Below are 11,105 nucleotides of genomic sequence, written 5' to 3' on the forward strand. Positions count from 1 at the left end.
TCCAAAAGACCCGGGAGATGGGCGCCACTCACATCGTCTGCGTGATAAGCGGCAACTATGAACGGCCGCTTGGATGCCTTCCGCTTATGCAAATGTGCGAGGTTTCCTCAATGGGGAAAAGCGTTCCCCGCAGAGTCAAATACCCATTCCCTGTTTAAGAGGGCACCGGCAGCCCGGCCTCCCGGAAAATGGATCTTGCCTTTGCGACCTCGTCGGCTGTCGGCTCGGGCGTATCCGCCAACGTGTAAGGCCGATGAAGCTGCTCCCATTTGTATTCGCCCATCTTATGAAAGGGCAGCAGCTCCATCCGCTCGATGCAGGTATAGCCTTTGAGGAACGCCGCCATCGCCCGCAGCTTCTCTTCCTTGAGGGTGATGCCCGGGACCAGGACATGGCGAATCCATACCGGCGCGTTTCCCGCCTCTCGGTAATCGAGCAGGGCAATGGCACCCCGGTTGTCCCGCCCGGTCAGGCGTTTGCAGTCTCCGGGGTCCATGGCTTTCAGGTCCAAAAGCACCAGGTCCGCCAGGTCCACCGCTTCCTGACAGGCCGCAAGAGGGATGGAACCCGCCGTGTCCAGCGCTGTGTGAATGCCTTGTTCCCTGCAAAGGGAGAAAAGGGCGGCGCAGAAGTCCGCCTGCAAAAGCGGTTCCCCGCCCGACAGAGTGACTCCGCCGCTTAGAAAGCTGCGGTAACGCAGAATGTCGGCAAATACCTCGTCCACCGTGCGCACCTGGCCGTCCCTGACGCTCCAGGAGTCCGGGTTGTGGCAGTATAAACATTGCAGCGGGCAGCCCTGCAAAAACAGCACATATCGGATGCCGGGCCCGTCCAGCGCGCCGAAGGTTTCCACCGAATGGATGCGGCCGGTAATCGCGGACATAGAGGACACCTCCTGTTCAGACAAGACGGCGCGGATTCCCCGCGCCGCTGGCAGCATTTGACTAGAACCGGGTATGGAAGGTGCGGTTGATCACGTCCATCTGCTGCTCTCTGGTGAGCTTGATGAAGTTGACCGCGTAGCCGGAAACCCGGATGGTCAGCTGGGGATACTTCTCCGGATGATCCATGGCGTCCAAGAGCACATCCCGGTTTAAAACGTTGACGTTGATGTGATGGCCGCCCTCGGCAAAATACCCGTCCAGCAGAGAGGCCAGGTTTTTGACCTTGTCCTCCTCTTCCCGGCCCAGAGCCCCCGGCACAATGGAGAAGGTGTAGGAAATGCCGTCCTCACTGTAGTCGTACGGCAGTTTTGCCACCGACATCATGGAGGCCACGCAGCCGTTCTCATCCCGCCCATGCATGGGATTGGCGCCCGGGGCGAAGGGTTCGCCCAGCTTGCGTCCGTCCGGCGTGGAACCGGTCTTCTTGCCGTATACTACGTTGGAAGTAATGGTCAGCACCGACTGGGTGGCGATGGCGCCCCGGTAGGTGCGCTGCTTGCGCAGCTTCTGCATAAAGGTCTTGACCACGTCCACCGCGATGTCATCCACCCGCGGGTCGTTGTTGCCGAACTTGGGATAATCCCCTTCGATCTCGAAATCCACCACCAGGTCCCGGTCGTCCCGGATGGGGCGGACCTTCGCGTACTTGATGGCGGAAAGGCTGTCTGCCACCACCGATAGCCCCGCAATGCCGCAGGCCTCGGTGCGCACAATTTCCTCGTCGTGCAGCGCCATCTGGATGCGCTCATAGCAGTACTTGTCGTGCATGTAGTGAATGACGTTGAGGGTGTTCATATAAAGCTTGGAAAGCCAGTCGAGAATGGCGGAGAACTTCTTCATCACGTCGTCGTAGTCCAGATACTTGCCCCGTACCGCCAAAAGCTCAGGGCCTACCTGGTCCCCGGTTTTCTCGTCCCGGCCGCCGTTGATGGCGTAAAGCAGAGCCTTGGCCAGGTTCGCCCGGGCGCCGAAAAACTGCATCTGCTTGCCCACCCGCATGGCGGACACGCAGCAGGCGATGGCATAATCGTCGCCGAACTTGCGCCGCATCAGACTGTCGCTCTCGTACTGGATGGAGGAGGTCTCGATGGAAAGGCGGGCGCAGAAATTCTTAAAGTTCTGGGGCAGGCGGCGGCTCCACAGCACCGTCATGTTGGGCTCCGGGGCGGGGCCTAGGTTGACCAGGGTGTGCAAAAAGCGGTAGGACATTTTCGTGACCATATGCCGTCCGTCAGTGGACATGCCGCCGATGGACTCGGTAACCCAAGTGGGGTCACCGGAAAAAAGCTCGTCGTAGCTGGGAGTGCGCAGAAAACGGACCATCCGAAGCTTCATAATGAAGTGGTCCACAAATTCCTGAATCTCTTCCTCCGTGTACCGGCCTTCCTGCAAATCCTTCTGTGCGTAAATGTCCAAGAAAGTGGACACCCGGCCTAAGGACATGGCCGCGCCGTTTTGCTCCTTTACCGCCGCCAGATACCCGAAATAGAGCCACTGGATGGCTTCCTTCGTGTCTCTGGCCGGGGCGGAAATGTCAAACCCGTAAGACTGGGCCATGACTTTCAGCGCATGCAGCGCCTTAATTTGGTCGGAGATTTCCTCCCGATGGCGGATGGAAGCCTCGTCCATAATATCGTAGCTGTAGTCCTGTAAGGCTTTTTTCTTCTGCTCGATGAGTGCGTCCACGCCGTACAAAGCTACCCGGCGGTAGTCGCCGATGATGCGGCCCCGGCCGTAGGCGTCGGGTAGGCCGGTGATGATGCCGGTGTGCCGGGCGCGCTTCATCTCGTCGGTATACACGTCGAACACGCCGTCGTTGTGAGTTTTGCGGTATTTGAAAACCCGCTCCACCTCCGGGTCCATCTCCCGGCCGTAGTTTTTCAGCGACGTGCGTACCATCCGGATGCCGCCGAAGGGCATAATGGCCCGCTTGAGGGGCGCGTCGGTCTGCAAGCCCACGATGGTTTCCAGGTCTTTATCAATGTAGCCGGGCGAATAAGCGTCGATGTCCGAAATGGTGGACGCGTCGATATCAAGTACCCCGCCGGCCGCGGTTTCCTTCTTCATCAGGGATGAAACCTCATCCCACAGCTTTCGGGTGCGTTCGGTAGGAGGAGTGAGGAACGAATCGTCCCCATCGTAGGGAGTGTAGTTCTTGTTGATGAAATTGCGAACGTCGATGGTGTTGGTCCAAGTGCCGGTTTTAAAGTTCATGGTGCGCTCCCTCCTTTTGTTTTGATTTAATTATACTAGAATAGTATAGTTTTTGCAACTGGCAAAACACAACATTTCAGAGAAATTGGCTACTGCTATTTAAGGATACCCTTTTTCCGTTTCTTTCACGAAAAAAACAGGCATGCAGCCCGGCTGCATGCCTGCCATCCTTATAAAACCTTGGAAAGGAAATCACACAAACGGGGATTTTGGGGATTCCCGAAAAACGCCTGGGGCTCGGACTCTTCCAAAATCAAGCCTTCATCCATGAAAAGCACGCGGGTCGCCACTTCCCGAGCAAAGTTCATTTCGTGGGTGACCACGACCATGGTCATCCCTTCTTCCGCCAGCTCTTTCATGACCTGAAGAACCTCGCCCACCATCTCCGGATCCAACGCGGAGGTGGGTTCGTCGAAAAGCATCACATCCGGGTTCATCGCCAGAGAACGGACAATAGCGATACGCTGCTTCTGGCCGCCGGAAATCTGACTGGGGTAAGAGTCCGCCTTTTCCGACAGGCCCACCCGCTTTAAAAGACGCAGGGCATTTTCCTTCGCCTGCTCCTCGCTTTGCAGCTTGAGCTTGACCGGAGCCAGCGTAATGTTCTGCATCACCGTCAGATGAGGGAAGAGGTTAAAATGCTGAAACACCATTCCCATCTTCTGGCGCATCTGATTGACATTGCACTTGGGATCGGTAATCAAAGTATCCTCAAACCAGATTTCGCCCGAGGTAGGCGTTTCCAGGAGATTGAGGCACCGCAGAAAGGTGGATTTGCCGGAGCCGGACGGCCCCACCACAACGACCTTTTCGCCCTTCTTGATTTCCTCATTGATGCCGCAGAGCACCCGATGGTCTCCAAAGGCTTTGTGCAGGTCTTTAACGACTATCACTTGCCCTCAGCCTCCTTTCCATAACGCCCAGGCCCTTGGTCAGGATCTTGATGATGATGAAGTAGATGATGGCCACGCCGATAAGGGGCATATACGCGGTATAGGTACGGCTGATGATGAAGTCGGCCGCCTTGGTCAGATCCATCAGGGCGATGTAGCCCACCACCGCCGTTTCCTTAATGAGCACAATGAACTCGTTGCCCAGAGCCGGCAGCACGTTCTTAATCGCCTGGGGGACAATGATGTAGCGCATAGTCATAAAGCTGGTCAGGCCTAAGGAGCGGCCTGCTTCCGACTGGCCCTTGTCAATGGACTGGATGCCGGCACGGAAGATTTCCGCCACGTATGCGCCGGAATTGAGACCAAAGGCGATGATGGCAACCATCATCTTGTCCATTCCGGACTTGCCGAAAATGATCTGGTACATAATCAGCAGCTGCACCACGAAAGGCGTGCCTCTGATGATGCTCACGTAAGCATTTGCCAGCCAGTTAGGGATCGCCAGTAGAAACCCCACGAATTTATTGTGGGTTTTTAGGCTGTTGCTGGGCAGACGGATGACCGCTACAATCAGGCCCACCAGAATGCCGATGAGTGCGGCAAAAACCGACAAAATCAGCGTGTTTTTCAAACCGTCCACAATCAGCGTGTAACGGTTGCCCTCAATGAAGACAAATACGAACTGATCGTACAGCGACTGGAAAAAAGCGCCGATGGAATCAAAGATATTCATCGTGATGAGTGAAACGTCCGGCATAGGAACCTCCCCCGTTCATAGAAAAGTGAGGATAGTGCGAATAGAGGCACTATCCTCACAAAAGCGTTCTTATTACCGATTACTGCTCGATATACTGCTTGAGGATCTCGTCGTACTTGCCGTTTTCCTTAAGGGTCTTGAGAGCCGCGTTGATCTTGTTGAGAAGATCCTCGTCCTCCTTGGTTACGGCGATGGCGTAGGTCTCCGTTTCGGACTGAATGCCTTCGACAATCTTAATGTCGTCGGCGTTCTCCTTGGCGAACACCTGTGCAGGATTCGAGTCGATGATGACCGCGTCCACTCTGCCGTTTTTGAGCTCAATGACCGCGTCCAGACCCTTCTTCATGCGGGAAACTTCCGTGTTCTGCAGAGAAGTGCCCAGGATGTATTCCCAGTCGGGATCGCCGGAAGCCACAAAGTCGCCGGTGGTGCCTTCCTGCACGGCGATCTTTTTGCCGTTTAAGTCTTCCGCCTTGGTGATATCGCTGTCCTTGCGCACCAGAACCATCTGATGAGCCTCATAGTAACCGTCGGAGAAATTCACGCTCTTCTTGCGCTCGTCGTCCACCGTCATGGCGGCGATGATGCCCTGAATGTTGCCGCTTTCAATGGCGCCGATCAGGGATTTGAATTCCATGTTTTCAATCTGGATTTCCACACCCATCTGTTCGCCGATTGCCTTCATCAGTGCGATGTCGAAGCCGTCCGGATTGCCGTCGTCGCCAATGTACTCAAAGGGCGGGAATTCCGCGTTGGTGCCGATCTTCAGGACGTTCGATTTGCCGCTGTCGCACGCCGCAAGCATGGAAACCGACAAAACCAGTACCAATGCCAGCGCCAGGACTCTCATAAATTTTTTCATTTCGATACCCTCCCGTATCAATTAATGATGGCATTATACCATAGCCCTTTGCCGAAATCAAGGGCACATAGCATACTTATGCAGAATATACACGAAATAGGCATAATCATGCACATTTCTGACAAGCCGCCTCAGCGGGGGGGAGGTATCCGCTTTTTAAGCACCAGAATCGTCTGCCCGTCCGAAAAGCCGGGATGCCGCTCCTTGATATAAGGGCTGCGCAATTCTTTGCGCACCATGTCCCGCAGCGCAGTCCCCGAATGGTAGCCGTGAACCACGATGACTTCCTTTGCGTCCCGGTCTAGGGAGGCACGGGCAAGAAGATGCTGCAGATAGGTTTTCGCGGCAAAGGCGCGCATTCCGTGAATGTCCACCACAATGTCCAGTCCAGCCCGGCGTTCCCGGTTTTGCCCGCCCGTCATTTGCCTACGTTCAAAAGCAGCACCCAAGCCAGGATCAGCGTAAACCCGGTGCAGCAGACCAAAAGGGCGTTGCGCTGCTTTCTGCTCTTGATGGCCTGCACGGCGAAGCCCAGCAAAACGCAGGTGATGACAAGGCCGGTCACGTCGATGCCGATGCCCACAAGGCTGTGGTCGAGCGTAATGTGATCGCCGAACCAGTAGAGAATGCCGGTACCCAGCAGGTGGGAAAGGGGAACGAGAATCAGTGGCAGAATGCCGATGGAATATTCCGGTTTGCGTGCGCGCAGGAAGATATAGCACATGGCGAGAATCACAATGACAATCGCCCAGCATTCGGTAACCATAACGCAAAGCCCTCCCCAAAGGAAAAACACCGTTGCCGGACACGCACATTTCCCTGCGGGCGGCAAAGGGCCTTCCGTAATCATCTGTTTGGTGCTAATATCCGGCCCCAAAGAACCGGAATGGATGCAATTATTATCCATGATTTTGAAAGCCTTGTCAAGCAGACGGGCCAAATTGCCGCCTGCAAAACGAAACAGGCTGCCCGGGCGCTTTCATAAGGAGGCATTTCAGAAAAAGCCGGCCGCAAATTGCCGCGGCCGGCTTTTGACCAATGCGTATTATAAAAAAGTAAACATGTAAGCGGGCACATGCCCTCCTGCTTTTGCAGAAAAACGTCCTTTCAGCTTTCGTTTTTAATGCCGCTGCCGCTTTCCTGCAGCGCATCCTGGAAATAGCGGTAAGCGGTCATGAAGTCTTTCGAGCTGCTTGCCGTTACCGTCTGAAAAGAACCCGGGACAATGACATTATATTCTTTGCCGCCGCCGACGGTGGTATCCTTCGTCTGCTTGACCGTTGCCCATCCGGCCTCGTACACGCCGGTTTTGGCGTTGTATTTCATCATCAGAATCTGGTTGCCGCTCTGGGCTGCAGTGATGTCGGCGCTGCTCCAATAGACCTGATAGGTCTCCTTGACGGCGTTTCCGGAACGCTCGATGTTGCATAAGGACCAGGTGGCGGTTATTCCCGCGCCGATGGAATGGTTGGACAGCTCCGCCAGACAATTGCGGATGGGGCCGGCATAATTGCCGCCTTCCGGCGCGGTAGAGTCAATCTGGCTGATGGACAGGCGTGAACCCAGCAGATCCACGATTTTGTCTCCTAAGCTGCCTTCCATATATCTTCCGATGGTATCGGCAAAGTCGTAATGGACTTCCAGGCCCCCGTGCTGTGTGCAGTAAGCGGAAAAGCTGTGGGACACCGGGTCGTAGGACAGGCGGATTTCCCCGTTTGAACCCACGCACACGTATCCTTTTTCGCGGATTATCTCCGTGGTAAACTTAGCCATCACCTGGTCCGCCGAAGCGTCCAGCTTCATGACCTCGTAGGAAGCCTCCCGCTGCAAAGCGGCGCGGTTGGATAGACAGGTGGACTGCCGCGCATCGCCGATGATGGAGGAAACAGCGGGAATGGCGATGGCCGCCACAATTGCCAAAACCGCTACGACGATAACAAGTTCCACCAGGGTAAATCCCCGCTGTGTTCGGCGCATCTTTCCCACCTCTTTTCTTTATTTTCATCATACAACGTCTTGTGTTTCTTGTAAAGAAGAAGCGGGAGAAAAAGCGGGAAAACGGCGGTGCTTTTCGACGAAAGCTGCCGCAATTACATGGTGTTTCGGAAACGCTGCATTTGAATGCAAAAAGCCGCCGGATGAAAACCGACAGCTTTTTATCGGGAGGGAACGGGATAAAGGCACGGACGTCTGTGCGTTTGCACTGCGGTTATAGCTGTGCCGGCGCGCAGCCCGCCGTGTCCTTTGAGGACGCTCATCTTCTCATTTTATGGATAACGAGGGTGAGGGTTCCTTCGGTGGTGGTTACAGAACTGTTAAAAGTCAGATTGAACACCGTCTGCGACGGCACCTCGATGAGAAAGGACACCGCGCCGAAGGCGCTGGACCGCCCGGCTCCTGTCATGAAGTAAATGCCATACTCAATGTGAACGGCACTGTTATAATAGGGCGTCACCTGCATGAATCCGGACTCCGTAAGCAGGGCCGATACTTCATAGGAAATAAAATAGGTGCCTGGCGCCGGGGTAATGCGGGTCGGTCAGCATAATGTTGCCGGTGGGGTCGGCCACGCCTACCCCCATGGGAATCAAAGCGGCATTTTGAAACTGTGCGCTGTAATTGAGAAAGGACGCGGCCGCATCGTTGGGAACCATTCCAGTCGGCTCGGAAACGGCGCCGAATCCCGTACTGCCAGGATTGCAGGGGCAGGAAGCGGTACGGCATAAAAACCAATTTTCCGGCGGGACAGGTTGGATGGATACATCGGGGTAGCGCTCCTTTCCTCAGAACAAAGGGATATGTTGTTACAACGGCGGCTCCAGATCGGGAATCGGTGCGCTCTGCGCAAACATCGCCGCATCGTGATTTTCTTTTAGGTCGTACAGACGGATGATCGCCGCCGCGAGCACAAGGCCGTTTGCCAAGTATCCGCGCAGGCTGGACGCGCATTGCAGAGGCGTTTCTTTGGGCGTGTACAGCGCGTCGGCGGCCAGCTGGTAAAAATAAATCAGCGCACCGATGATCATGGCGCTGGAAGTCAGCTGAATCGGATACGGATCAGCAACACAGTCGCAGGCATTCTCCTCCGGCTGGGCGCTGCAAAGAAGAAGCTGCTTTTGCATATCGGTGGTGCAGTAAGACAGCAACGTAGCTGCCGCCAGGATCAAAATGTACCATTGGGACTGGTCGATGATACCGAGCTGCTTGAGCAGCTCGGACGGGAGGCTGTCGTCTGGTCGGACGTTGTCCGTTTGCATTGTATCACCACGCATCTCCGAAATACTACAGTATATTCCTTCTTCAGCCCGTTGATACTTTGCCCGCCGCGGGATAATCGGCAGAAGCGGCGCATATGAATAAAGGAACCAATCATACAGGAGGAATTTGCTATGCTTTGCGGCAATATACCGGCCGATTTGCCGGCGGTAAACAATTTTCATGCCCCGTCGCCTTATCCGCCTGTGAAGGTGGAGGGAAAAAATCTCCGCTATGCCCAGATTTTGCACCAGGATACCGCGTCCGCTCAGGGCGAGTTTACCGCAGTCACCCTGTACATTTACCAAAGTTGGCTTTTTGACGCGGTTTCCCCTGGAGCGGGAAAGATCATGCGGGAGTTGGCCATTGTGGAAATGCATCACTTGGATTTGCTAAGCCAGGTCATCAATCTGCTGGGCGGCGACCCCACCTTCAGCGCCGTGCGAAACAACCGCTGCATCGTCTGGAACGGCAGTATGGTCCATTACTGCAAGTCTTTTCCTCAAATGATCCGGTACAACATCAAGGCCGAACAGGAAGCCGTCGCTACTTACCGCCGTCATCTTGCCCTTATCAAGGATGTTCATATCCAAGCGCTGATGGAACGAATCATCGAAGACGAAGAGGTTCATCTTTCCATCTTCCGGCAAATGCTCGAATGTATCTAGAAAAAGCGGCGTGCCCCGGCACGCCGCTTTTTCTTTGCAACCAGTAGGACAGGCCGTTTGATTTGCAGAGGGAAAATTCGATATTCTTTTAAAGCCCTTGACCTTATCACCATGTCAAGGGCTACAATAAGAAGGAACCGGTTCACAGCACCCAACAGAAAGAAGGAATCAAACCCATGTTCACCATCGGCGAATTTTCCAAACTCTGCCGGGTATCTGCCCGGATGCTGCGCCATTACGACGCCATTGGCTTGCTCCGCCCGGCCCATGTGGACCCCGCAAACGGCTACCGGTATTACGATCCCTCCCAGCTGCCGGTTTTGCAGCAGATTGAGACGCTCAAAAGCTACGGCTTTCCTCTTTCACAGATTGCCGGTCTTTTGTCCTTGCCGCCCAACCAGCTGAGCCGTCAGATCCATGTCCGCCGCCTGGAAGCCCACGAGGAGCTGCATGCTCTTCGCAAACTGCTTCGCCGCATGGAGGACGACATTTTCAGAATGGAGGACCATCCTATGGAACTGGACAAATATTCGGTCATCGTCATGCCAACGCCGGCCCAGAAGGTGTTCGGCGTTCGCAAAACCATCGCCGTCAGCGAAACGCATGAGCTGTTTGAGGAGCTGTATCAGCGGATGAAGGAGCAGGGGCTGACCCGCAGCGGCGTTACCCAGCTTGTATTTTTTGGAGAGGAATTTTCCTATGAAAACATGGATGTGGAAGCCCAGGTGCAAGTGATGGGGGAGGGCGCCGGGGTCAGGGAAATCCCAGCGCAGCTGTGTGTGGCCACCACCCACGTAGGCCCCTATGAGACGGTGCGGTATGCTTATGAAGCCATCCACGCCTATCTGACCGCACATCCGGAATACCAGGTGTGCGGCCCGGGTGTGGAACGCTACCTCAAGGACGAAAACCAGGCGCTTACCCCGGAAGAGCTGGAAACAGGGATTTTGTTCCCAGTAAAGAAGTCGGATTCCGCAAAATAGATTCTCCAGTCAGGCCTGTTTACGACAGCCGCCCTCCATCACCGTTGAGAAGATGTTGATGGAGGGCGGGGTGTCAGGGAAGGACTCTTACGCCGCGTAAGTATGCCGTCCCCGGTTAAGGGGACGGCCGCGGAAACTTAATATCCGCAGCAACAGCTGCTGCCGCTGTAGGAATCGTAACCAGAGGTCTCAGCGAAACCGGAGGAGGTGGCAAAGGCAGAGCCACTATTCCAAACCGGAGAACCTATCTGATAGGTAGCGACGATCGGCAGATACCCGACCACGCAAGATCTCGCACAAGAGTTCTGACACGCGGCAGCGGCCACGTTGGCGCATGTGGAAGATGCGACTGAAGTTCCCGACCAATTGTTACAGCACATATCTGAATCCTCCCTTATTGTTACGGGACTAGCCCCGTGTTCCACTATATGCCCGCGGGAAGATATGTGTTCCAAGTAAAACAGAGCGCCTTTGCCGCAGCCGCGCCCGGAAATAGAAACAGCGGCGGTATGAAAATACCGCAGATCGG

General features: G+C 55.1%; 13 protein-coding genes. 2 read left to right on the forward strand and 11 right to left on the reverse strand.

What is annotated here, in order from left to right; all coding sequences use genetic code 11:
- Window positions 1–154: 154 nt before the first annotated feature.
- The 11 genes from pflA to WMO26_RS12880 form a co-directional block, all read right to left on the reverse strand.
- Window positions 155–883: a pyruvate formate-lyase-activating protein gene (gene pflA, locus WMO26_RS12830; protein ID WP_349220984.1), complete on the reverse strand. Its 729-nt coding sequence runs from the start codon at window positions 881–883 to the stop codon at window positions 155–157.
- 61 nt (window positions 884–944) lie between these two features.
- Window positions 945–3,158 carry a formate C-acetyltransferase gene (pflB, locus tag WMO26_RS12835; protein ID WP_349220986.1) on the reverse strand — a complete coding sequence of 738 codons (2,214 nt, stop codon included), beginning with the start codon at window positions 3,156–3,158 and terminating at the stop codon, window positions 945–947.
- A gap of 170 nt (window positions 3,159–3,328) precedes the next feature.
- Window positions 3,329–4,051, reverse strand: a complete 723-nt coding sequence (locus WMO26_RS12840; RefSeq protein ID WP_349220988.1) for an amino acid ABC transporter ATP-binding protein — start codon at window positions 4,049–4,051, stop codon at window positions 3,329–3,331.
- The gene (locus WMO26_RS12845) at window positions 4,038–4,808 is read right to left on the reverse strand and encodes an amino acid ABC transporter permease (RefSeq protein WP_349220990.1); all 771 of its coding nucleotides are present in this window, start codon (window positions 4,806–4,808) and stop codon (window positions 4,038–4,040) included. The genes WMO26_RS12840 and WMO26_RS12845 overlap by 14 nt, the downstream gene beginning before the upstream one ends.
- Window positions 4,809–4,887: 79 nt before the next feature.
- Window positions 4,888–5,670: a basic amino acid ABC transporter substrate-binding protein gene (locus WMO26_RS12850; RefSeq protein ID WP_349220992.1), complete on the reverse strand. Its 783-nt coding sequence runs from the start codon at window positions 5,668–5,670 to the stop codon at window positions 4,888–4,890.
- A gap of 131 nt (window positions 5,671–5,801) precedes the next feature.
- Window positions 5,802–6,092, reverse strand: coding sequence for a Smr/MutS family protein (locus tag WMO26_RS12855; RefSeq protein ID WP_349220994.1), 291 nt, complete (start codon window positions 6,090–6,092; stop codon window positions 5,802–5,804).
- Window positions 6,089–6,436: a hypothetical protein gene (locus WMO26_RS12860; RefSeq protein ID WP_349220996.1), complete on the reverse strand. Its 348-nt coding sequence runs from the start codon at window positions 6,434–6,436 to the stop codon at window positions 6,089–6,091. Before WMO26_RS12860 ends, WMO26_RS12855 begins: the two co-directional genes overlap by 4 nt.
- A 341-nt stretch (window positions 6,437–6,777) precedes the next feature.
- Complete coding sequence (locus WMO26_RS12865; RefSeq protein ID WP_349220998.1) at window positions 6,778–7,647, reverse strand: prepilin-type N-terminal cleavage/methylation domain-containing protein; 870 nt, start codon at window positions 7,645–7,647, stop codon at window positions 6,778–6,780.
- A 277-nt stretch (window positions 7,648–7,924) separates the two neighbouring features.
- Entirely contained in the window at window positions 7,925–8,131 is a 207-nt protein-coding gene (locus tag WMO26_RS12870) for a hypothetical protein (RefSeq protein WP_349221000.1), read from the reverse strand.
- 31 nt (window positions 8,132–8,162) lie between these two features.
- Window positions 8,163–8,324 carry a hypothetical protein gene (locus WMO26_RS12875; protein ID WP_349221002.1) on the reverse strand — a complete coding sequence of 54 codons (162 nt, stop codon included), beginning with the start codon at window positions 8,322–8,324 and terminating at the stop codon, window positions 8,163–8,165.
- A 150-nt stretch (window positions 8,325–8,474) separates the two neighbouring features.
- Window positions 8,475–8,927 carry a hypothetical protein gene (locus tag WMO26_RS12880; RefSeq protein ID WP_349221003.1) on the reverse strand — a complete coding sequence of 151 codons (453 nt, stop codon included), beginning with the start codon at window positions 8,925–8,927 and terminating at the stop codon, window positions 8,475–8,477.
- Window positions 8,928–9,059: 132 nt separating this feature from the next.
- Between WMO26_RS12880 and WMO26_RS12885 the strand changes: the two genes are divergently transcribed.
- Window positions 9,060–9,593, forward strand: a complete 534-nt coding sequence (locus WMO26_RS12885) for a ferritin-like domain-containing protein (protein ID WP_349221005.1) — start codon at window positions 9,060–9,062, stop codon at window positions 9,591–9,593.
- Window positions 9,594–9,769: 176 nt separating this feature from the next.
- Entirely contained in the window at window positions 9,770–10,576 is an 807-nt protein-coding gene (locus WMO26_RS12890; RefSeq protein ID WP_349221007.1) for a MerR family transcriptional regulator, read from the forward strand.
- Window positions 10,577–11,105 lie beyond the last annotated feature (529 nt).

This window comes from Solibaculum intestinale (assembly GCF_040096205.1).
GTDB lineage: Bacteria > Bacillota > Clostridia > Oscillospirales > Acutalibacteraceae > Solibaculum_A > Solibaculum_A intestinale.